We start from the raw sequence: 19,114 nt of genomic DNA on the forward strand, positions 1-19,114 counted from the left end.
TCATGATGTCTCTCGTTTCGCGTGTTGTCGGAGACCGGAATCGGTGACCACACCTATTGGCCACTGGACAAAGAAAGTAGACGAGTTGAACGATAATGTACAACTCGTTCAGAAGTTTGCCGAGTGGAGAGAACCCGTGGATAGGATCGGTGGCTATGGGAGCGAGGAAACCGGCCGCCGAGGACCCCAGAGTCCTGCGGACGCGCAGAGACGTGGTCAACGCAGCCGTGCGGATCTTCGCAACCGAAGGATGGGCCGCCGTCACCCACGCCGAGGTGGCGCGCAGGGCGGGGTACTCCAAGGCGACCGTCTACGCGCATTGGCCGACGCGTCTGGATCTGATGCGGGCGTCCGTCGGCAAGATCTGCGACGAGACCGACCACCCCGCACCCACTGGGGATCTGCGTGCGGATCTGGTCCACGGGCTGGTCGATTTCGCCGAAGACCTTGAGAGCGGCCACCTCGACCGTGTACTGGGCGGACTGTTGGAGCGCAGCGGGAGCGACCCGGAGGTGGACGGGTTGCGTCGGCAGCTCTACGAGGCGGGGACCCGGTCACTGGAGTCGGTGCTGCGTACCCACCTGCCCTCGGAGGACGTCGAACCGTCCCTCGCGCTCCTGGTCGGCGGCGTGCTCTCCAGAAGCGCGTTCCAGGTGAAACCCTCCACCAAAGCGTTCGTGGAAGACCTCGTTGACCGGGTTCTCGCCTCTTCAGGGCGTCACGGGACCACTCGGTGACGGTTTCGGCGCTGCACACACGCCCTGGCCGGCCCGGTCGGCGCCGGCGGAGTACCACATGACGCCGCCGGGGAGGCGAAAGCGGCGGGTGCGCTGATCCGCACCCACGGCGGCCGGGCCCTGTTCGCCCGGGGTGCGAAGACGGTGGTGATCGAACCGGGGCCGGCTCGCCCATGCCGCCCCCACCTTCGGCACCGGTCTTGAGGGGCGGCCCCCACGATCCCGACCGACGAGGCCGACAGGCCCCGCGCCGTGGAAGTCCCCGGCATCGGCCGGTGAGCACGTGGGGGACCACCGTCAAATCCTGCGGCGATCCGCCCCCTACGCGCCTGCCGCGCGCAGCAGGCGGAGCTGGCCGATCTCGGCGGCGTTCTTCATCAGCTCGGCGTTGACCCAGGCGAGCATGTGGGCGACGGTCATGTCGGAATCGTCCTGCCACGGGAACGGCGCGGCGGCGTCCAGATCCGCGTCGGTGAGCCGGTCCAGGACCCTCAGCCACTCCGCGCGCAGGTCGCGCAACCACTCGACGGCCGGCTCCCCGGGACCGGGCCAGGCGATCTCGACCCGCTCGCGCGGGGTGCGTCCCTGCGCGTGGTCGATGGTCACGCTCCACCACCAGCCGATGTGCCAACTGATCCAGCCGATCGTGGGGACCGGGATCGGGTCGGGTTCGGTCTCGTCCCAGTCCGGCACCCACCCGCCCTCAGGCCCCTGGCGCACCGTCCAGAAGTGCGGCGCGGGCTCCCACAGGAAGTCCTGCGGCTCCAGCCGGTCCAGATGGAATGCGAACAGCGACCAGTTCAACTCGAACTGCCACCGCAACAGGTCACGACGGGAAACAGACATCCGCCGACCCTGCCACACCGGCGGGCCGCGCCGAAAGCGGTTTTCCGGGGGTTCGCCCGCACGTGGGGCAGCTCGGCGGCTCCTCCCCGGGCACGGAGAAGGCAATGGTCATCCCGGAGGTCCGCTCCCACCCGGCCAGCATCTCCTCGGCGTCGGATGCCGTCGAGGCGTACACGGAGAAGAGGTGGCCGCCGCGCCCGTCCTCCATCATGAGCAGGAACGGGGGGACACGGCCGGTGTCGCTGCTGAACGCCCGGATTCCGGCGGCCCCGGCGTCGGTGGAGCGCCCGGCGCCGGTCCACGGGACATAGCCCAACGCGCGCAGGGCGGTGTCCAGAGCCGCATCGGAACCGTCCCAGACAGCTAAGAGGTGGTCCTCGACGAGGGCCCAGGCGCCTTTGGTAACCAGGGACGCCGTGGGGAGCGGCCCGGCTGTTGTCGTCATGGTCCAGACGATAGGCCCCAGGGGCGACATCGCCGGGGCCGCGCGGTCCGAAACCCCCCGACCGGGCCGTACCGCACCCCACACTGGTCCCATGCACGTGATTGTGGTCGGTGGGGGAATCGTCGGGGCCGGTGCGGCCTATGAGCTGACCAGGCGCGGTGTCCGCACCACGCTGGTGGACCGGGGGGCACGCGGAGCCGCGACCCAGGCGGGGGCGGGGGTCGTGTTCCCCTGGCCCTTCCCGGGCACGGCTCCGGCCGAGCGCGCGTTCCGGCTGGGCGCCGCCGCACACTACCCCCGGCTGATGGCCGACCTCGCCGCCGACGACTGCGGCCCCACCGGGTACGCAGTCGTCGGCGGCCTGTCCGTCGGGGCCGACCTCGACTCCCTGCGCGCGGAGTCCGCGGCGGTGACGGCCATGGCGGCGCAAGCCGGCTTCCACGCCATGGGGAAGGTCGATCTCCTGGACGTGGGGGAGCCCGCGCGCCGGTTCCCGCTCGTGCGGGCCGACCTCGCGGGGGTGTGGGTGCCGGGCATGGCCCGGGTCAACGGCGCGGCTGCCTGCGCGGCCCTGCTGACCGCTGCCGAGGAACGCGCGCTGCGCCGACGCGGGGGAGAGGCCCGACTGCTCACCGACGGGACCCGGGTGACCGGTGTCCGGGTGGGCGCCGACGACCTGGCCGCCGATGCCGTGGTGCTCGCCGCAGGTGCCTGGTCGGCGCAGGCGCTGCGTCCGCTGGGGATCGAACTCGGTGTGCGGCCGGTGCGCGGCCAGGTGCTGCACCTGCGACTGGCCGAGGCCGGCGCCGGGCGTTGGCCGGTGGTGCGCGCCGGTGACACCCGGTACCTGGTGCCCGTCGGCCCGGACCGGGTCGTCGTCGGCTCCACCCATGATCCTGGGGCGGGGTTCGACGCCCGGACGACCGCCGGCGCCACCCACCGGCTGCTCGCCGACGCGTTGGCGCTGGCACCCGGACTGACCGACGCGTCCCCGGTGGAGGCCAGGGTGGGCCTGCGCCCCGTGGGGGCGGACGGTGCTCAACTGCTCGGCGGGGTCGAAGGGCTGCCCGGTCTGGTGGTGGCCACCGGTCTGGGCGGCGACGGCCTGACCCTGGGGCCCTACCAGGGAGCGGTGGCCGCGTCCCTTGCCTTGGGCGAGGACCCTGGCCTGGACCTGGAGCCGTTCCGACCGGACCGGTGACCGGGTCGTCGCCTTTCCGGAGGAGACGGCGCCCGGCGCGGCGCTCAGGGGCCGAGGAGGACGCGGGTCCAGCCACCGCCGTCGTGGGTGTAGCGGAGCCGGGTGTGCCTGCGGGAACGGTCGCCCTGCCAGAACTCCACGGTTTGCGCGCGCAACACGTACAGCGTCCAGTCATCGGCCACCGTTTCGGAGTCGGCCCGAAACGCGGCCCGGGCCGCGCGCTCGGCTACGGCCAGTTCCTCGGCGGAACGCAGTGGTTCGCTCTGGCCGCCGATGAGCACCTCCACCCGCGCCTCGGGGGAGCGCGCGAGGAAGTCCGCGGCACTGTGCTCGGGGCTCGCGGGCGCGACGGTTCCACGCACTCGGACCTGACGCGCCTGGCGCGGCCAATAGAAGCCGAGCGCCGCGTCGGGGACGGCCGCGAGCTCCTTTCCCTTGGGGCTGCCGGAACTGGTCGCGAAGTGCCAGCTGTTGCCGTTGACGTCCTTGAGGATCAGGAACCGTGACGAGGGCCGTCCGGCCGTGTTGACCGTGGCCAGGTTCATGACGTGCGGCTCGGGGACTCCCGCCGCGATGGCCTGCTCCAGCCATGACACGAAGAGGGCGCCCGGCTCGTCGGGGGTCTGCTCCGTAGGGAAACCGGGGAGCTCGGTGTCGAACATCCTGATCGTGCGCAGCAGCGCACGCACCGTTCCCGACGAAGTGGGGTGGGACATCGCAGGTGCCGTCCTTCTTGCTGTCGACCACCACGGGGCGGTGTCGTTCCTGGAAAGGCAGGCTCCACGCTACCGGGCACGGACTGTCGATCCTGCGGTGTGACGGGCATCCCCCGATGCCGGGCGCGGCCTGTTCACTCCATCGGAGCGAATGGGGCGCGGCCCTTCTGAGTGGGAGTGGGCTCACTCCGGCTCAGAGGGGGGTTCGTAGCCGGGGGGAGGGTCGATCGGCTTGCCCTCTTCGTCGATGCTCTCGGCGTTCAGGCACCACTCGTGCAGCACCAGCACCACGCCCTGGGGCGAGACCTGGTCGGCCACCGCCGCCCTGGCCTCCGGACTCGCCGTTGCGAGGCTGTCCTCAGTTGCCATGGTGTAGAGGGTTCCGACCGCTCTCAACGACTCGACGAGGTCGTCAACGTCCACACCGGGTTTCGCCGCCTCCAGTGTTCCGGCGGCCGTGTCCTACGCCTTCACGGCCATTCGCGCGTTTGTGCACGCCGAGACGGTGTCGATCTCCTGTTGCTCCAGGGCCTCCTCCGACAGGCCGGTGGTTGAGGGGGACGTCGAGACGTCGGCTGCGGGGGAGGGCTCAGGGCCGGAGGGCTCCCCCTGCCCATGGCACGCGGCGAGGACCAGAGCGAGGATCACGGCCGGGGCGCGAAGGCGACGTGAGGTGGTCATGAGTAGGAGTGTGTCCGGAAACGGGGGACCGGACCGGCATATTCGCGTATCCGGCACCGGCCAGAGCTGGTTCGGCTCACAAGTTTGGTCCGCGGCCGACCGACACGAGTACCAGGGCCACGAGCAGCAGCCTTCATCCACGAGCGAGGACCCGGCCTCGGGTCCGTGTTCTGTCTCGCCCGCGCCATAAACCAGTGGCGTGCGGAGAAGACGCTCATTTAGGTTGGGCCGGTCCCCGATGAGAGGAACCGCGCGCACATGACGCCCCCCGCTCTTTAGACCCGGCTTTCCCACGCATTGGTCGCCGATGTCGCCGTCGGCTCTGTTCCCCGTGCTCTTCGTCGGTTCTTGAGAGAGTTCATGTCTTCGCATCCTCATATCGTGCTGCCCTGGGCAGTGCGCCGCACGTGCCTGCCCCTGCTCGCCCTGCGGTGCGTCGCCTGCCCGTCCGATCGGGCCACCACCGGTGACGGCAGGTTCCGCGTCAACGCCAACGGCAAACTCCTGGACGTGTGGCTCCTGGTCAACTGTGCGGGTTGTGGCCGCACCAGCAGGCTCACCGTCCATCACCGTGTCCCGGTCCGTTCGCTGCCCGCCCGGCTCCTGGCCGGTTACACGAACAACTCCGCCGACCTGGTCGCGGACATCCTGCTCGCCCCGGTGCTCGCCCGACGCCACCGCTTCTCGCTCGACTGGGACGGGTGCTGGGAACTCCACGCGCCCTGCGTCGTCGAGCACACCCGCCCCCTGGAGGTCGTGGTGACCTTCGAGCACCCCGTGCCGGTGCGCCCCGAAGCACTCATCGCCCATGGGCTGGGCATCAGCCGCAGCCAGGTTCCGCTCCGGGTCACGATCGACGTCCCGCTCAAGCGCAGGACGATGAGCGACTTCTCCTTCGTCCTTGTGTGAGCGGTCCCAGTGAACCGAGCCTTGGTTTGAGGTTCGGCGCTCCGGGTCCACGGAAGTACCGCGTTCCGTGGACCCGGAGCGTAGGGAGCACGTCGCAGCAGAGGTCCGCGCCGCGCTCTCCGGCCCCTCCCCCGATCGCGCTTCCCCGGCGTTTTGCGCTCCATCAGGCCCGGCCCATGTCGCGGGACAGGTGGGACCGGTGCAGCCGTCTGGTGCGCCGCAGTCGGGCGAGGTCGGCGCGGGTCTGATGGGAGAGCTGGACGTGGAAGTAGTTCACGTGTTCAAGGACCGCGAACGCCCAGAGGCCGAACCCCGGCCACGCCTGGGACCAGCGGGGACCCACTGCCAGACCCCACAGGACGACCGCTCCACCGGCGAGGAGCAGTAGGACGTTCACCCGCTTCAGGACGCGGAAGACCCGCATTCCCCCGGGACGCCGGGCATGGACGCGGACCTGACGGGACTTGAGCCACCAGTAGGCGCCGCCCTGGGCCAGCAGCAGCGCGAACAGGGCGAAGCCGACCAGGTTGGCCGGCGAGGCGGGCATGCCCGTGCCCCCGAACAGCACCACGGCGAACAGGGGGATGTTGACCATCTCCAGGACGGCCAGGGCGTGCAGACGCTTGAGCATCCCCCGATTGTGCCCGGACTCCGCACGACCACGGCATCCAGGTCAACAGACCTGCGCCTGCATCCTCGTACGGCGGGGCGGGGAGCACTGCGGCAGCGTCCGGTCCTCGAACACGCTCCTCGTCACGAGGGTGGAGTGGAACCGAGGCGCTGGACGCCGGGCCGTGCGGCGATGCGGTCACCGTAGAGGTCCTGCACCCGGAGCACGGGAGCCGGCTCAGAGCCGGTGATTCCGTGCGGTGGTGAGGAAGGCGCTCCACTCGGTGACGGGGAAGGCGAGATGGCCGCACTCAGGGTGCTGGGAATCGCGCAACGCCGCAGCACGGTCGAGATCAGCGACCTCCACACAGTCCTGGTCCTGGGCGCTGTAGCTGCTCTTACGAAACTCCGGAGTCCGGGTCATCACTGGCCTTCCAGATCAGGTGGCAAGGAGTGTGGGGGGAGCCGGCTCAGAGCCAGCGGTCCCGTGCGGTGGTGAGGAAGGCACTCCACTCGGTGACGGGGAAGACGAGGTGACCGCACCCGGGGTGCTGGGAATCGCGCAACGCCGCAGCACGGTCGAGATCAGCGACCTCCACACAGTTTTGGTTTTGGGCGCTGTAGCTGCTCTTGCGGAATTCCGAGGTTCGGGTCATCACTGGCCTTCCAGATCACGTAGCACGGTGGCGATGAACTCGGCGGACAGCGCGGTGGATAGTGCCACGCCCTGAACATTGCCGAAGGCCACGTTATACCGAGCGATTTCGTCCGCTTGTTCCAAGAACAGATCGTCTTCGGCAGTGCCCACGTAAACGATGGGGGAGTCTCGTTGTTCAGGAAAATCGAGGATGCTGAACGGTCCGGCAAGAGCCAAATGGGCGCCAGCGGAGTAAGGCAACACCTGGATGTCGATGTTGTGCCGCAGCGCCATTTGTGTCAGGTAGGTCAGCTGCTCCCGCATGACGTCGGTGCCACCGATGAGTCGGCGTAGCGCGGACTCGTCGATGACGGCGCTCAGGTGAGGCGGGTTGACCCGGTTGAGGATGGCCCGGCGCGCCATCCTCGCCTCGACCCGGCGGGTGACGTCCTTCTCGGAAATTGCACGACCAGCGCAGAAGACGGCCGAGGCGTAAGCGGGGGTCTGGAGCAGACCGGGAATCGTCAGCCCCTCGAAGGTACGGATCATGGACGTCTCGGCCTCCCAGTCGGGAAGGGCGTTGTCACCGAAGACGTCCTTGTACTTGGACCACCAGCCGCGCTCCTTGGACTGGTTGGCGAGTTCGTGCATCGCCTCGCGCGTTGCCGTGTCCACTTCGTACAGGTCGGCCAAGGAATCGAGGTCGGTGTGCCGTAGCCGTCTGGCATCGGCGGTCTCGATTCTCCCCAGCGTCGCCCGGGGCACACCGGCTGACTTCGCGGCGGCGTCCAGCGTCATCTCAGCTTTTTCACGTAGACCACGCAGCACACGCCCCAGTCGTCGGCGTCGGATGTTGGGGCTTTGGTCGTCCATGAGAAAACCTCATTCACAAATTATGGGAATCTGAGATTTCTGCTTGACTCGCAGGATTCCGAGTTTAATCTAGATGTATCCAGAACCTGAAGCCCACCCCGTGAGCTGAGGTTACGCATCCGGCCGCCCTTCCGTCCCCCGAATCGGGGTCCCGTCCCGGTCGCCGCTGCCCGTTCTCCCGTTTCGTCCCAAGGAGTTCCGCCATGCCCGCCACCGCGACCACCACGCCCGAAGCCCCGTCACCCCTCGCGGCGATGCCCGCCGTCACCGTCCCGATGACCGCGTTCGTGCCCGACCGTCTCGCGCACTACTTCTGCGGCCGGTTCACCGGCGCGTTCACCAAACGCGCCTTCCTGTTCCCCGGCGACCACGCCTTCACCCCGTTGGTCCGCGCCTTCCTCGACACCTGCGTGGCCGAGCACGGCGCGGACCACCGTTCCGTGTTCGCCCTCCTCGGCCTCGAACTCGCCAAGAACGCCATCGACCACACCCGCTCCGGGGGACCGGAGAACACCTACCGTCTACTGGTCGAGCGCACACGGACACACACCCTGCTCACCTGCTACGACGACGGGGACCCGGGCCCGCGCGACTGGTTCGGCCACCGCCCCCTGGCAGCCGTGGCCCCGGACCCCATGGCCGAGCGCGGTCGCGGCCTCGCCCTGGTGGACGCCCTCTCAAGCAGGTGGGGCGACAGCGGGCGCACCGCCTTCCGCTCCGTGTGGTTCCGCCTCGACCACACCCGCTGACCGATCGCACCAGGTCGTCCGATCCGGCGTTCCGCCGCATCGGACACAGGAGCACCGGAGCGCTCAGCCCGAAGGCACCGCGCACGGCACCGGTCCCCGCCGGAGAAGCCGACGGGGACCAGTTCAACGGGCGCGGCTCGCTTGACCTTCCAGTTACTGCACCCCCGAAGCTGGACGCATGTTGTCGATCAGCGATTTCAGCGAGATGTGCGCACTCCCCACCCAGACGTTGCGCTTCTACCACTCCGAGGGCCTGCTGGTCCCGGCCGAGGTGGACGAGCGGACCGGCTACCGCTCCTACACGTTCGAGCAGGTCGAGACCGCCATGCTGGTCATGGTCCTGCGGGGGGCGGGGTTGAGCGTCAAGCAGGTCCGGCAGGCCCTGGACGCCCCCGACACCGTCCCCGCCCTGCTTGAGGAGCACACCGAGGCGCTTCACCGCCGACGCGAGGCGGAGGACGAGGCGCTGCGGGAGGCGCACGCGTTCGTCCACACCTGGCCGCAGGTCCGGCGGTCGCACACCCCGGATATGACCGTGGTGTCGAAGGTGGTGCCCCCGACACCGCACACCGCGGGCGATCACTACGACTGGGACGCGGTCGGCGCGGCGGTCGCCTCCACCGTGGGAGAGGTGACCGCCGCGCTGGAGGCCCGCGGGGCCACCGTGGCCGGGACGCCGTGGCGCGGCAACGCCGTCGAGACCCCGGAGCAGAGGGAGCGCTCCATGACGCTGGAGGGACCGCACTGGCTGGTGAAGGTGCCCGTCGAGGCGCCGTCCGACGTGCTCGCCGACCTGCCACCCGACATGGAGGTGCAGACCTTCGAGGGCAGGGACGAACTGGTGGTTTTCATACCGGGGAAGGAGACCATGGCCAAACACGCCACCGCGCTCTCCTGGTTGACCACCCACTCACTGGAGGAGGGCTACCTGGAGAAGGGCTACGTCGCCGATACCGCCCGGGTGCGTACCATGCTGTCCGAGGACGGGGTGGAATCCCGCGCCTGCCTGCTCCGCCTCGACTCCCTGGAGGGACTCGACTCGGCGGAGGAAACCGCGTGACCTGCGAAGGAGGCCGCGCGGCCGCTCAAGTCCCGGTTCGGCTCCCCTCGGGCGGGGTCCCCCGGAACGTGGCCCGGTAGGCGCTGGGGGAGACGCCGAGCGCGGCGTGCAGGTGCTGGCGCAGCGAGACCGGGCTGCCGAAACCGGTGTCGGCGGCGATGCGCTCCACCGACAGGTCGGTGCTCTCCAGCAGCTCCCGGGCGCGTTCGACGCGTCGCAGTGTCAGCCACCGCACCGGGGAGAGCCCGGTCTCCTGGCGGAAGTTCCTGGTGAAGGTCCGCACGCTCATGGATTCGCGGGCGGCGAGTGCGCGCAGGCTCAGTTGGCGGTCCAGGTTCTCCAGCGCCCAGGCGCGCGCCCGGCCGGTGGAGGAGGAGCGCGGCTCGGGGACGGGACGGCGGATGAATTGGGCCTGGCCGCCGTCGCGGTGCGGCGGGACGACTGTTGCGCGCGCGACGTCGTTGGCGACGGCCGCGCCGTGGTCGGAACGGATGATGTGCAGGCACAGGTCGATACCGGACGCCTCACCGGCCGAGGTGAGCACGTCGCCCTCGTTGACGTAGAGGACGTCGGGGTCGAGGGCGATCCCGGGGAACAGTTTCCGGAAACGGTCGCTGGACTCCCAGTGCGTGGTGGCGCGGCGGCCGTCGAGCAGCCCCGCTGCGGCGAGGACGAAGGCACCGGTGCAGATCGAGGCGATCCTGGCCCCCGGGCTGATCCGGGCGAGCGCCGCGGCCAGGACGGTGTCGAGGACGCCGTCGGCCTCGGTGGCGTCGGGATCGTGGGAGGCCACGACGATCACGGTCCGCGCCTGGGCGAGGGCCTCGGGTCCGTGGGCGACGCGAATGGAGAAGTCGGCGTTGGTGCGCACCTCCCCGGGGACGGGAGTACACGTCACCACCTCGTAGAGCGGCGCGCCTTCGGTCGATCGGGCCTGGCCCAGGAGCTGGTGCACGATGCCCAGCTCCATGGGCATGGCCCCGTTGCGCGCGAGGACGGCGACCGGATGCCGGTCGGCGTGCACGAAAACGCTCATGGCCCGATCATTGCACATCGCATGAATCGGGCCATGGCCCGCTGTCCTGGCCACGGTCGCCGTGTTGACAGGCGGCGGCCGGCTGGCTCTAATGGTCCGCGTGTAGCGCGACGCCCGCCAGAAAGCAGGAGGCCGGCCGGCAGTCGAGCGGACACCATTCACCAAGGGACGACGCCATGAGCTCATTCCACTCCTGACGCAAGCCGTCAGTGCGCGTCGCCCCCTGTCCCACGGCAGTTCCCGACCACTGCCGTGCGATGCCGGGACATGCCAGGCCATCCCGCCCCGACCGCCGCCGAACCCCGGCACCCGTTCGCGGTGTCGGGTGTCCGAGGCGTCCCTCTCCGGACAGGGCCCGCGTGTGCTTACGCCGCGCACACCACCGTCATCGCCCCCGCGCCCGTCGCGGCGCCCCTGATTCTTTCCGGAGACCCAGTCGTATGCCCGAATCGTTCAACCAACAGATCATCGACGAGTTCCGCGCCAACGCGGGCCGGGTCGGCGGCCCCTTCGAGGGAGGCGACCTTCTTCTGCTGACCACCACCGGCGCCACGTCCGGCCGGGAGCACACCGTCCCGCTCGGTTACGTCCGCGACGACGGCCTCCTGCTGGTCGTGGGCTCCGCAGGAGGCGCCCACCGGCACCCCGCCTGGTACCACAACCTGCTCGCCCACCCCATGGTGCGGGTGGAGATCGGTACCGAGACGTTCGACGCGGTCGCCGTCCCGACCGAGGGGGCGCGGCGCGACCGGCTGTTCGCACGCGTGGTGGACACCGCCCCCGGATACGCCGACTACCAGGCCCGGACCACCCGGGCCCTGCCGGTGGTGGCCCTGGAGCGCTCAGGGCCGGCGGCAGGGGAGGGCCCCGCGACGATCACCAACCTCGCCGACAAGCTCATGGAGGTCCACACCTGGTTGCGCGCCCAGCTGCGGCACGTGCGCGCCGAGGCCGACGCGCACTTCGCCGCGCGCGCCGAGCACAAGGGGGAGTCTCCCGTTCCGGGGCTGGGCCTACAGATCCGGCAGCACTGCCTGGCGTTCTGCGAGTCCCTGAAATTCCACCACACCAGCGAGGACGCGCACCTGTTCCCCTCGCTCGCGGGGTACCACCCCCACCTGAAGGGCTCCCTCGACCGGCTCCGTGCCGAACACCGCACGGTCGAGCGCGTCCAGAACGAACTGCTCGTCCTGCTCGCCGACATCACCACCGCCGATCCCGAACGGTTTCGCACCGGGCTGGACCGGATGTCGCGCGAGCTCACCGCGCACCTCGACTACGAGGAGGAGTCACTCATCCCGGTCCTGGCCGACGTCCCGTGGCCGCCGGCACCGCCGGATCCCGACCGCTCCGAAGGCGCCTCCGCCTAGGTGCGGGACCGGAGGCGGTGGTCGGCACCTTCTGCGGCAGATGCCGCCTAGGTGGACCCGCAGCCCTTGGGCCCGCTCCCGTGGGGAATCCGCGCTTGTCAGCACTGCTGAGAGCTGACCGGCCCGAAGGCTCACGCGCTGTTCGCGCTCCCCGCGAACGCGAGCGAGCCGAGAAAACGCGTCTGTTCGTGTTCCACCGTGGCATCCAGCTCACCCATCGCCTCCAAGGCGCGAGGATCGCCGAGTGTCATGGCGTTGAGGGCGCGCTCCAGGTGGCCCTGGTCCTCGATCTCCCACAGGTTGAACGCCTCGTACAGCGGTCCGACCTGCGTCACCGTGCCCGCAACCAGCGAGATGCCCTGCGCTTCGAAGAGTTCCCGGATGGTCACCATGGCGGCTTCGTAGCGCGCCAGATTCGCGAAACCGTACTTGAGCTGGAGCTGCGCCAGCATGTAGCTGCTCATCTGTCTGCCTTTCCTGGGGGGGGAGGGCCGTCGAGGCCTTCACCAGGAAGGTAGACGTTCACACTGGTGTGAAGGGCAAGTCACTTGTTGCCGGTCACCGCGTTCAGTACGGCTTCCAGGCCTGTCAGCTTGGAATGCAGTTCCTCCACTTCACGGGAGAGTTCGGCGTGCCGCGTACGCAGCAGAGCCTCGACCCGGGGCGCGGAGTCGGGGAGTTTCCACTCCCGCACCACCGTACGGATCAGGTCGCTCGGCAGGCCCGCGCCGTACAGACGCTGGATAAGCCCGACACAGTCGGCGTCTTTGGCCTGGTACCTGCGGTGCCCCACGGCGTTGCGCGACGGGAGCAGGAGGCCTTGCTCCTCGTAGTACCGCAGTGACCGCGTGCTCACTTGACACCGGTGAGCCAGTTCACTGATCGACAGCGACACGGGGTCCGAATCGGAGTTCCACCCGGGACCTGACTCGGAGGTCGATCCGAGACTGTGCGCCGATCTGCCCCCGCACGGCCAGAGGGCCGTTGGAGACGCCACAGCGCCATCACTGGATGGGGCATTCGAAGCGTTGGAACGCATGGGGGAACTTTAGCCCTCTATCGGCTGGTTCCGTCAGGTATGGCGGTCGGGCGGGTCCGGCTGCGGCGCGGACACGCCGGCGGCAGGCCACCGGCCTTCGACCGCGAGCTCTACAAGGTCCGCAATGTGGTCGAACGGTGCTTCAACCGCCTCAAGCAGTTCCGTACGATCGCCACCCGCTTCGACAAATTCGCCGCCCGCTACAAGGCCGGCATCCACCTCGCGCCCCTCATCCTCTGGCTCCGCGAACCCACCCAAGATCATTTGTCAGACGGCACCCAGGTCACCGGAACCCCGGGGAAGCCCACGGCCTCCGGGAAACTCCATCGGCTTCCCGGTCGGAGAAGTGTTCACCGGGGAGGGGCCCTGGCCGTCCGGCCCCGGACGGCCAGGGGGTGCTCAGGCGCCGGGGGCCGGTACGCACATGGCGTCCGCGATCCAGGCGTAGAGCGCCTGATCCTGGTCCTGGGCCTCCTCGGAAACGGTCCCGTTGACCATTGCCACCAGGGACAGGTACCGGCCGTGGGTGTCGTCGTAGACCGGGCCCTCGGCAGCAGCGTCCTCTTCGGCGATCAGGCGCATGATGTCGGGGAGCCGCCGGTATCCGTCGGCCATCCGGTTGCGCAGTTCGGGGGTCAGGGGAGTGTCGGACAACGCCGCGGACGCCTCAATGAAACGGGTGACGGCGTCCTGCGCCCGGGGGGACCGGGGGGATTCCCCCGCGTGATACGCGGCCAGGACCTCTTCGCTGAGCGCGGCACCGTTCGTGTGGATGAAGTCCTGGAACGGCGCGCTCGCCACGTTCCTCCCCTCGTCGGTGGAGTAGGTCTCGTGAAGGTAGGTGCGCACCGCCTCGCGAAACTCCGGGTCCTGCACCAGATCGGCCAGCTCGATCCACGCCTCCAGCTGGGCGGCCGTGGGCTCCGCAGGGAGAACGGGACGCACTGTTCGCAACCGCTCGACGAAGCCGTCGGGGACGTCGAGGCCGGCGCCGACGTCGTTCCAGAAGTCGTCGATGATCCGTTCGCGTTCCTCGTCGGTCATCGAGACGAGCTTGTGCATCAGGTCGGCCCGCGCGGTCGCGTCGCCCTGCTTGATCAGGGTCCTGAGCACCGCCCGCCTGGCCCGTAGGACGCGCTCCTGGCTCTCGACGATCTCCAGGTGGGTGGTGAGCAGGTCATGCAGGGTCGTGCCGCCGTCGAGCAGGCGGCGGATCTCCTCCAGGTCGGTGTCCAGCTCGCGCAGGGTGCGGACGAGTTCCAGCCGGGCGATGGCGTCGATGTCGTATCGCCGGTGGCCGAACTCGTTCAGGTCCGTGGGTTCGATGATCTTGGCGTCGGCGTAGAAGCGGACGGCGCTGACGCTCAGGCCGCTGCGGCGCGCGGCGTCCCCGATGGGGTACAGCTCGTGGTCGTTCATGAAAACCACTGTGGCGTCTCAAGCCACTTGAGACGCAAGTCCTTTTCCCGGGCTCCCGCCCTCATCGTCGTGCCGCAGGTTCCGCCCGGACACCACCGGGGCGGTCGGCACGGAGGACGACGTGTCCGCTCCTGCCCCCGGGGACGAACTCCGCGTGCTCGACGACCGGCCCCGCCCGGTCGATCCGTGCACGGTAGCCGGTGCCATTGGCCTGACTCCACCACATGGGCGCACCGTCGCCCGGCCGGGAGGCGCACAATCCCGCGAAGGATTTCGGGCCCGGCGGACCAGTGAGGCGGTCACGGCTCTACCGCCAGGTCCCGGACCTGCCGCGCGACGGGGCTGCCGGTGGACGGGCCGGTACACCGGGTCGGCCTCATCCGGCCCTTGACCTCCGAGTACCCGTGCGTCCCGTGCGAAGCCCGGCAGAGCGGGAACGACACCGAGGGGTGACAGGGGCTCCTGGGCCGGACCGAAGAGGTGGTCGCCCACGACCGTGCAGACCGATTCCCGTGTCGTGTCCGGGGACCGGTCGCGTCCAGGTATGGCCATGTGGCGTTGTTCGCCACCCCGGCCCCGCCATGTGGGAAACACTGATCCCATGCGCCTGGACCCACTCGACGAACAGATCATCGCCATTCTCACCAAGGACGGCCGCGCCAGTTTCGCGACCATCGGGGACCGGGTGGGATTGTCGGCCTCGGCGACCAAACGCAGAGTGGACCGGTTGACCGCGACCGGCGCGATCACCGGTTTCACCGCGATCGTGGACCCCTCCGCCCTGGGCTGGGGCACCGAGGCCTACGTGGAACTGCACTGCAAGGGGCAGCCGAAACCCGAGACCCTGGCCGCCGACCTGGAGGGCATCCCCGAGGTCGTGGCGGCCTCGACCGTCACGGGAGAGGCGCACGCGCTGTTGCGGGTTCGGGCGGGCGACGTACGCCAGTTCGAGCAGATCCTGCAGCGTCTCTCCGGACTGCGCTACGTCTCCTACACGAAGACGACCATGGTGCTCTCCGCCCTCCTGGAGCGCTCCCACAGCGGAGTGGCCGAAGAACGCTGACCCTACTGCGCAGGATCACTGCGCGAAACATGACCCATACGCAATGAAGTACCGATAACCAGCAGTTTTCTCCTCTTGGGGTGCGCGCCCACGGGCAATAACGTGCAAGTGACGTCCCACTGCGCCGAACGCCCGCCCGGGCGCGCGCCCCAGTCACGAGGGAGACCCATGACGACGAGTGCCCCCCGTACCCACAGCGAGCAGCAGATCGCACTGGCCGAAGAGCACGGCGCGCACAACTACCACCCGCTGCCGGTCGTCATCACCGACGGGCTGGGGACAAGGGTGACCGACGTCGAGGGCCGCGCCTACCTTGACTTCCTCGCCGGGTACTCCGCGCTGAACTTCGGACACCGCCACCCCGGACTGATCGCCGCCGCCCACGCCCAACTCGACCGGGTGACCCTCACCAGCCGGGCCTTCCACCACGACCGGTTCGCGCCGTTCTGCGCCGGGCTGGCCGCGCTCGCGGGCAAGGACATGGTGCTGCCGATGAACACCGGCGCCGAGGCGGTCGAGACCGGGATCAAGGTGGCCCGCAAGTGGGGTTACGAGGTCAAGGGCGTCCCCGAGGGCCGGGCAACCATCATCGTGGCGGGCGGCAACTTCCACGGCCGCACCACCACCATCGTCGGCTTCTCCGACGACCCCGACGCCCGCGACGGATTCGGGCCGTTCGCCCCCGGTTTCGTGACCGTGCCCTACGGCGACTCCGCCGCTGTGGCGGCCGCCATCGACGAGACCACCGTGGCCGTACTGGTCGAACCGATCCAGGGCGAAGCGGGCGTGCTGGTGCCGCCCACGGCCTACCTTCCGGAGCTGCGCCAACTGTGCACGGGCGCCGACGTGTTGCTGATCCTGGACGAGATCCAGTCCGGACTGGGCCGCACCGGCGCGACCTTCGCCGCTGAGCACAGCGGTGTGGTGCCGGACATGTACCTGCTGGGCAAGGCCTTGGGCGGGGGAGTCGTCCCGGTCTCGGCGGTCGTGGCCGACCGCGACGTCCTGGGCGTGATCAAGCCCGGCCAGCACGGCAGCACCTTCGGCGGCAACCCGCTGGCCAGTGCCGTGGGCAACGCGGTGGTCAACCTGCTGCGCACGGGGGAGTTCCAGGAACGCGCCCGCGTCCTGGGCGAGGTCCTGCACAGCGAGCTGTCCGCCCTCCTCGGCCACGGGGTCGTCGCCGTGCGCGGCCGAGGGCTATGGGCAGGCGTGGACATCGACCCCGACCTGGCCACCGGACGCCAGATCAGCGAGGACCTCCTGGCCGAGGGCATCCTGGTCAAGGACACCCACGGCTCCACCATCCGGCTCGCCCCGCCCCTGGTGGTGACCGAGGAGGAGATCCGCGAGGCGGTGGGAGCGCTCGGTCGTGTGCTGGCGGCCCGGACGGCTTCGGCACTCGTGGGGGACGCCCACTAGGACCGGTCGGGAAGTGCCGGTCGCGACCACTCGTCGAGGGCTGCGGCCGGCACGGTCGCCCGGTAGCGAGCGTGCCGGCTCCAGGGGCTGCGCCATTGACAACGGCTGCGAACGGACAGCACCCGGGGGACGACGCACTCCGACGTCGAGTCGGAACCGATACGACGTCCGCACCGGTCGAGGATTCGGTGTCCGGGATCACCGTCCGGGCCGGGCCGTCGGTCGCGACTTCCCTTGACCCCGACGCAACGTCAGGGTCTTTCCTGGTCCCATGCCGCTCAAACAGCACCTGGTCGTCGTCTCCTATCTCGCCTCGCATCTGCTGAGCCTGCTCGGCAACGGCATCGCGGCGGTGGCGCTGCCGCTGATCGTGCTCCAGACGACCGGCAGCCCGTTGGGCACGGCGGCGCTGGCGGCCGCGACTGCGGTCCCGGCCGTTCTGGTCGGACTGCTCAGCGGGGTGGTGATCGACCGGATCAACCGGCGGACGGCCTCGGTGGTCTCCGACGTCATCTCCGCCGCCTCGGTCGCCGCGCTGCCGCTGGTCAACCTGTTGTGGGGCCTGGACCTGGCGTGGTTCATCGTGCTGGGCATCCTGGGCTCGTTCGGGGACGTGCCGGGGACGACGGCCCGTGAGGTGCTGGCCCCGATGGTGGCCCGGCACGCCGGGTTCGACCTGACGCGGGTGATCGGCCTGCGCCAGACCCTGACCTCTGCCGCCCTGGTGATCGGCCCGGCTGCGGCCGGTGTGCTGCTCGCCGCCTTCGACGCCGCTTCCGTACTGTGGATCACTGCGGCAACCTCGGCGGTCGCGGCGCTGCTGACGCGGACGCTTCCGCGCCGGCTCGGTGAGATCGAGGCCAACAGGTCGCCTCGCCGGTCGATCCTGCGCGAACTCGGAGAAGGTATGGCGGTAGTGGGACGCAGCCGGTTCCTGCTCGGCACGTCGGGCATGGTCGTCGGCCTGGCCGTGGCGCTCGGCGGGTTGCAGGGCCTGGTGATGCCGCTGTACTTCGACCTCATCGCCCGCCCCGACCTGCTCGGCCTCGTCCTCACCGCGCTGGCCGTCGGGATGCTGAGCGGCGCGACGCTCTACAGCAGTATCGGTTGACGACTCTCATCGCCGGCATGGTTGTCGGCCGGGCTCGTCATCACCACCGCAGGGTTCCTGATGATGGCCTCCCTGCTTGCCCCGGCCGTGGTGTTCGCCGGCGCCGCGACGCTCGGCCTGGGCAACGCCGTGGTCGGAGCAGTCATCGGGGTGTTGCAGGTCGAACGGACCACCGGTGCGGTACGCGGTCGGGTTCTCAGCGTGAAGACCGCCTTGCTGATGATCGCCGCGCCGGCGGGGATCGGTCTGGCCGGGGTGACGGCTGAGTACGGGTCCCCGACCCTGGCCGGGTTCGGCGTCACCGGGGTGTGGATCCTCGTGTTGCTGGCCGTGATCGCCTCGCGTGCTCTGCGCGACCTGGAGCCGAAGGAGCTGTCCGATGCTCAGCAGTGAGCTCGCCGAGCTGGCCGGCGTAACCGTCCGCACGTTGCGCCACTACCATCAGATCGGGCTGCTGCCCGAACCACCGCGCTCGGCCGGGGGCTACCGGCACTACGACGTGGGCCACCTCGTCCGTCTCCTGCGCATCACGAGGATGACCGCACTGGGAATACCACTGTCCGCACTACCTGCGGTGCTGGACGATCCAGCGGCCGCGGAGGAGCTGCTCGACGAACTCGATCGCCAAGCCGCCGCCGACATCGAACGGCTCGCCGCCCGCCGGGCCAGTATCGCCGCGCTGCGCAGCAGCGGCGCCCCACCCGACCTCCCACCCGAGCTTTCGGCATGGCGTTCCGCCCCCACAGCGGAGATGCCGACGGACATGGCCCGTTACGAGCACGAACAGCTGATCCTGTTCGGACACCTGCTCGGGGAGGACGGCCCGGCAGGACTCGCCGCCCTGTTCGGTGGAGCGGACGACGGCATGGCCGCAGCCGCCCCACTGACGGCACGCTTCTACGCCCTCGGACCCGACACCCCCGACGACGAGGTCTCATCACTGACCGACGAGCTGGTCGCACACCTCAAGCCGGTGATGGTGCGAGTGGCCGGCCTGCCCTCACTCGACGCGCAGGCCTCAGCGCTGATGGACGAACTGAACCAGCAGACTCTCAGGCCCGTGCAGCACCGCGTTCTGCGCCGGGTCCAGCAGCGGTTGACCGGGCCCGACGAAGCCTGACCGGGGGCCGAGGCCCTTCATCGGTCCACACTCCGCAACATCCTGTGATCCAGACCACTCCGCGGGGCCTT

General features: G+C 69.7%; 24 protein-coding genes. 11 read left to right on the forward strand and 13 right to left on the reverse strand.

The window, feature by feature from the left end:
• Window positions 1-155: 155 nt before the first annotated feature.
• On the forward strand, window positions 156-737 hold the full coding sequence (locus tag AC0VYP_RS12525; RefSeq protein ID WP_475469770.1) for a TetR/AcrR family transcriptional regulator: 582 nt from the start codon (window positions 156-158) through the stop codon (window positions 735-737).
• 321 nt (window positions 738-1,058) lie between these two features.
• On the opposite strand, the gene AC0VYP_RS12530 is transcribed toward AC0VYP_RS12525, so the two are convergent.
• Complete coding sequence (locus AC0VYP_RS12530; RefSeq protein WP_475469771.1) at window positions 1,059-1,583, reverse strand: DinB family protein; 525 nt, start codon at window positions 1,581-1,583, stop codon at window positions 1,059-1,061.
• Window positions 1,564-2,028, reverse strand: coding sequence for a hypothetical protein (locus AC0VYP_RS12535; RefSeq protein WP_285759862.1), 465 nt, complete (start codon window positions 2,026-2,028; stop codon window positions 1,564-1,566). Before AC0VYP_RS12535 ends, AC0VYP_RS12530 begins: the two co-directional genes overlap by 20 nt.
• A gap of 91 nt (window positions 2,029-2,119) precedes the next feature.
• Between AC0VYP_RS12535 and AC0VYP_RS12540 the strand changes: the two genes are divergently transcribed.
• The gene (locus AC0VYP_RS12540; RefSeq protein WP_475469772.1) at window positions 2,120-3,229 is read left to right on the forward strand and encodes an NAD(P)/FAD-dependent oxidoreductase; all 1,110 of its coding nucleotides are present in this window, start codon (window positions 2,120-2,122) and stop codon (window positions 3,227-3,229) included.
• A gap of 44 nt (window positions 3,230-3,273) precedes the next feature.
• Here AC0VYP_RS12540 and AC0VYP_RS12545 read toward each other — a convergent pair whose 3' ends face one another.
• From AC0VYP_RS12545 to AC0VYP_RS12555, 3 genes are all read right to left on the reverse strand, one after another.
• Complete coding sequence (locus AC0VYP_RS12545) at window positions 3,274-3,945, reverse strand: pyridoxine/pyridoxamine 5'-phosphate oxidase (RefSeq protein ID WP_475469773.1); 672 nt, start codon at window positions 3,943-3,945, stop codon at window positions 3,274-3,276.
• 183 nt (window positions 3,946-4,128) lie between these two features.
• The gene (locus AC0VYP_RS12550; protein WP_475469775.1) at window positions 4,129-4,368 is read right to left on the reverse strand and encodes a hypothetical protein; all 240 of its coding nucleotides are present in this window, start codon (window positions 4,366-4,368) and stop codon (window positions 4,129-4,131) included.
• A 39-nt stretch (window positions 4,369-4,407) separates the two neighbouring features.
• The gene (locus tag AC0VYP_RS12555; protein WP_475469776.1) at window positions 4,408-4,626 is read right to left on the reverse strand and encodes a hypothetical protein; all 219 of its coding nucleotides are present in this window, start codon (window positions 4,624-4,626) and stop codon (window positions 4,408-4,410) included.
• A gap of 360 nt (window positions 4,627-4,986) precedes the next feature.
• Here AC0VYP_RS12555 and AC0VYP_RS12560 point away from each other — a divergent pair, with 360 nt between their 5' ends.
• On the forward strand, window positions 4,987-5,535 hold the full coding sequence (locus AC0VYP_RS12560) for a DUF1062 domain-containing protein (protein ID WP_475469778.1): 549 nt from the start codon (window positions 4,987-4,989) through the stop codon (window positions 5,533-5,535).
• 163 nt (window positions 5,536-5,698) lie between these two features.
• On the opposite strand, the gene AC0VYP_RS12565 is transcribed toward AC0VYP_RS12560, so the two are convergent.
• The 4 genes from AC0VYP_RS12565 to AC0VYP_RS12580 form a co-directional block, all read right to left on the reverse strand.
• Entirely contained in the window at window positions 5,699-6,166 is a 468-nt protein-coding gene (locus tag AC0VYP_RS12565; RefSeq protein WP_475469779.1) for a hypothetical protein, read from the reverse strand.
• A 216-nt stretch (window positions 6,167-6,382) separates the two neighbouring features.
• Window positions 6,383-6,568: a DUF397 domain-containing protein gene (locus tag AC0VYP_RS12570; RefSeq protein ID WP_475469780.1), complete on the reverse strand. Its 186-nt coding sequence runs from the start codon at window positions 6,566-6,568 to the stop codon at window positions 6,383-6,385.
• A gap of 46 nt (window positions 6,569-6,614) precedes the next feature.
• Window positions 6,615-6,800: a DUF397 domain-containing protein gene (locus AC0VYP_RS12575; RefSeq protein ID WP_475469781.1), complete on the reverse strand. Its 186-nt coding sequence runs from the start codon at window positions 6,798-6,800 to the stop codon at window positions 6,615-6,617.
• Window positions 6,800-7,654 carry a helix-turn-helix domain-containing protein gene (locus AC0VYP_RS12580; RefSeq protein ID WP_475469783.1) on the reverse strand — a complete coding sequence of 285 codons (855 nt, stop codon included), beginning with the start codon at window positions 7,652-7,654 and terminating at the stop codon, window positions 6,800-6,802. Before AC0VYP_RS12580 ends, AC0VYP_RS12575 begins: the two co-directional genes overlap by 1 nt.
• Window positions 7,655-7,857: 203 nt before the next feature.
• Here AC0VYP_RS12580 and AC0VYP_RS12585 point away from each other — a divergent pair, with 203 nt between their 5' ends.
• Window positions 7,858-8,403 (forward strand): ATP-binding protein, encoded by a 546-nt coding sequence (locus AC0VYP_RS12585; RefSeq protein ID WP_285759870.1) that lies wholly within the window; start codon window positions 7,858-7,860, stop codon window positions 8,401-8,403.
• Between the two features lie 178 nt (window positions 8,404-8,581).
• Window positions 8,582-9,463, forward strand: a complete 882-nt coding sequence (locus tag AC0VYP_RS12590; RefSeq protein ID WP_285759872.1) for a MerR family transcriptional regulator — start codon at window positions 8,582-8,584, stop codon at window positions 9,461-9,463.
• A 25-nt stretch (window positions 9,464-9,488) separates the two neighbouring features.
• On the opposite strand, the gene AC0VYP_RS12595 is transcribed toward AC0VYP_RS12590, so the two are convergent.
• A complete protein-coding gene (locus AC0VYP_RS12595) occupies window positions 9,489-10,499 on the reverse strand; it encodes a GlxA family transcriptional regulator (protein WP_475469785.1) in 1,011 nt (336 codons plus the stop codon).
• Between the two features lie 440 nt (window positions 10,500-10,939).
• Between AC0VYP_RS12595 and AC0VYP_RS12600 the strand changes: the two genes are divergently transcribed.
• Window positions 10,940-11,869 (forward strand): nitroreductase/quinone reductase family protein, encoded by a 930-nt coding sequence (locus tag AC0VYP_RS12600; protein WP_475469786.1) that lies wholly within the window; start codon window positions 10,940-10,942, stop codon window positions 11,867-11,869.
• A 131-nt stretch (window positions 11,870-12,000) separates the two neighbouring features.
• On the opposite strand, the gene AC0VYP_RS12605 is transcribed toward AC0VYP_RS12600, so the two are convergent.
• The 3 genes from AC0VYP_RS12605 to AC0VYP_RS12615 all read right to left on the reverse strand — a co-directional run bounded on the left by AC0VYP_RS12605 (window position 12,001) and on the right by AC0VYP_RS12615 (window position 14,327).
• A complete protein-coding gene (locus tag AC0VYP_RS12605) occupies window positions 12,001-12,333 on the reverse strand; it encodes an NIPSNAP family protein (RefSeq protein WP_285759875.1) in 333 nt (110 codons plus the stop codon).
• Window positions 12,334-12,413: 80 nt separating this feature from the next.
• A complete protein-coding gene (locus tag AC0VYP_RS12610; RefSeq protein ID WP_475469788.1) occupies window positions 12,414-12,908 on the reverse strand; it encodes a MerR family transcriptional regulator in 495 nt (164 codons plus the stop codon).
• A gap of 399 nt (window positions 12,909-13,307) precedes the next feature.
• Window positions 13,308-14,327: a MerR family transcriptional regulator gene (locus AC0VYP_RS12615; RefSeq protein ID WP_475469790.1), complete on the reverse strand. Its 1,020-nt coding sequence runs from the start codon at window positions 14,325-14,327 to the stop codon at window positions 13,308-13,310.
• Window positions 14,328-14,928: 601 nt separating this feature from the next.
• Between AC0VYP_RS12615 and AC0VYP_RS12620 the strand changes: the two genes are divergently transcribed.
• The 5 genes from AC0VYP_RS12620 to AC0VYP_RS12640 all read left to right on the forward strand — a co-directional run bounded on the left by AC0VYP_RS12620 (window position 14,929) and on the right by AC0VYP_RS12640 (window position 19,043).
• Window positions 14,929-15,390, forward strand: coding sequence for an Lrp/AsnC family transcriptional regulator (locus AC0VYP_RS12620; protein WP_285759881.1), 462 nt, complete (start codon window positions 14,929-14,931; stop codon window positions 15,388-15,390).
• Window positions 15,391-15,558: 168 nt separating this feature from the next.
• Window positions 15,559-16,812, forward strand: coding sequence for an ornithine--oxo-acid transaminase (gene rocD, locus AC0VYP_RS12625; RefSeq protein WP_475469792.1), 1,254 nt, complete (start codon window positions 15,559-15,561; stop codon window positions 16,810-16,812).
• Between the two features lie 271 nt (window positions 16,813-17,083).
• A complete protein-coding gene (locus AC0VYP_RS12630; RefSeq protein WP_475469793.1) occupies window positions 17,084-17,923 on the forward strand; it encodes an MFS transporter in 840 nt (279 codons plus the stop codon).
• 60 nt (window positions 17,924-17,983) lie between these two features.
• Window positions 17,984-18,316: a hypothetical protein gene (locus AC0VYP_RS12635; RefSeq protein ID WP_475469795.1), complete on the forward strand. Its 333-nt coding sequence runs from the start codon at window positions 17,984-17,986 to the stop codon at window positions 18,314-18,316.
• On the forward strand, window positions 18,303-19,043 hold the full coding sequence (locus AC0VYP_RS12640) for a MerR family transcriptional regulator (protein ID WP_285759884.1): 741 nt from the start codon (window positions 18,303-18,305) through the stop codon (window positions 19,041-19,043). Before AC0VYP_RS12635 ends, AC0VYP_RS12640 begins: the two co-directional genes overlap by 14 nt.
• Window positions 19,044-19,114: the final 71 nt, after the last annotated feature.

This window comes from Nocardiopsis sp. iso_186, from assembly GCF_056173365.1.

What these genes read in the sequence shown, in the direction of transcription:
- AC0VYP_RS12525 (WP_475469770.1), top strand. Translation starts at nt 156, where the DNA reads ATGGGAGCGAGGAAACCGGCCGCCGAGGACCCCAGAGTCCTGCGGACG.
- AC0VYP_RS12530 (WP_475469771.1), bottom strand. Translation starts at nt 1,583, where the DNA reads ATGTCTGTTTCCCGTCGTGACCTGTTGCGGTGGCAGTTCGAGTTGAAC.
- AC0VYP_RS12535 (WP_285759862.1), bottom strand. Translation starts at nt 2,028, where the DNA reads ATGACGACAACAGCCGGGCCGCTCCCCACGGCGTCCCTGGTTACCAAA.
- AC0VYP_RS12540 (WP_475469772.1), top strand. Translation starts at nt 2,120, where the DNA reads ATGCACGTGATTGTGGTCGGTGGGGGAATCGTCGGGGCCGGTGCGGCC.
- AC0VYP_RS12545 (WP_475469773.1), bottom strand. Translation starts at nt 3,945, where the DNA reads ATGTCCCACCCCACTTCGTCGGGAACGGTGCGTGCGCTGCTGCGCACG.
- AC0VYP_RS12555 (WP_475469776.1), bottom strand. Translation starts at nt 4,626, where the DNA reads ATGACCACCTCACGTCGCCTTCGCGCCCCGGCCGTGATCCTCGCTCTG.
- AC0VYP_RS12560 (WP_475469778.1), top strand. Translation starts at nt 4,987, where the DNA reads ATGTCTTCGCATCCTCATATCGTGCTGCCCTGGGCAGTGCGCCGCACG.
- AC0VYP_RS12565 (WP_475469779.1), bottom strand. Translation starts at nt 6,166, where the DNA reads ATGCTCAAGCGTCTGCACGCCCTGGCCGTCCTGGAGATGGTCAACATC.
- AC0VYP_RS12570 (WP_475469780.1), bottom strand. Translation starts at nt 6,568, where the DNA reads ATGACCCGGACTCCGGAGTTTCGTAAGAGCAGCTACAGCGCCCAGGAC.
- AC0VYP_RS12575 (WP_475469781.1), bottom strand. Translation starts at nt 6,800, where the DNA reads ATGACCCGAACCTCGGAATTCCGCAAGAGCAGCTACAGCGCCCAAAAC.
- AC0VYP_RS12580 (WP_475469783.1), bottom strand. Translation starts at nt 7,654, where the DNA reads ATGGACGACCAAAGCCCCAACATCCGACGCCGACGACTGGGGCGTGTG.
- AC0VYP_RS12585 (WP_285759870.1), top strand. Translation starts at nt 7,858, where the DNA reads ATGCCCGCCACCGCGACCACCACGCCCGAAGCCCCGTCACCCCTCGCG.
- AC0VYP_RS12590 (WP_285759872.1), top strand. Translation starts at nt 8,582, where the DNA reads ATGTTGTCGATCAGCGATTTCAGCGAGATGTGCGCACTCCCCACCCAG.
- AC0VYP_RS12595 (WP_475469785.1), bottom strand. Translation starts at nt 10,499, where the DNA reads ATGAGCGTTTTCGTGCACGCCGACCGGCATCCGGTCGCCGTCCTCGCG.
- AC0VYP_RS12600 (WP_475469786.1), top strand. Translation starts at nt 10,940, where the DNA reads ATGCCCGAATCGTTCAACCAACAGATCATCGACGAGTTCCGCGCCAAC.
- AC0VYP_RS12605 (WP_285759875.1), bottom strand. Translation starts at nt 12,333, where the DNA reads ATGAGCAGCTACATGCTGGCGCAGCTCCAGCTCAAGTACGGTTTCGCG.
- AC0VYP_RS12610 (WP_475469788.1), bottom strand. Translation starts at nt 12,908, where the DNA reads ATGCGTTCCAACGCTTCGAATGCCCCATCCAGTGATGGCGCTGTGGCG.
- AC0VYP_RS12615 (WP_475469790.1), bottom strand. Translation starts at nt 14,327, where the DNA reads ATGAACGACCACGAGCTGTACCCCATCGGGGACGCCGCGCGCCGCAGC.
- AC0VYP_RS12620 (WP_285759881.1), top strand. Translation starts at nt 14,929, where the DNA reads ATGCGCCTGGACCCACTCGACGAACAGATCATCGCCATTCTCACCAAG.
- rocD (WP_475469792.1), top strand. Translation starts at nt 15,559, where the DNA reads ATGACGACGAGTGCCCCCCGTACCCACAGCGAGCAGCAGATCGCACTG.
- AC0VYP_RS12630 (WP_475469793.1), top strand. Translation starts at nt 17,084, where the DNA reads ATGCCGCTCAAACAGCACCTGGTCGTCGTCTCCTATCTCGCCTCGCAT.
- AC0VYP_RS12635 (WP_475469795.1), top strand. Translation starts at nt 17,984, where the DNA reads ATGATGGCCTCCCTGCTTGCCCCGGCCGTGGTGTTCGCCGGCGCCGCG.
- AC0VYP_RS12640 (WP_285759884.1), top strand. Translation starts at nt 18,303, where the DNA reads ATGCTCAGCAGTGAGCTCGCCGAGCTGGCCGGCGTAACCGTCCGCACG.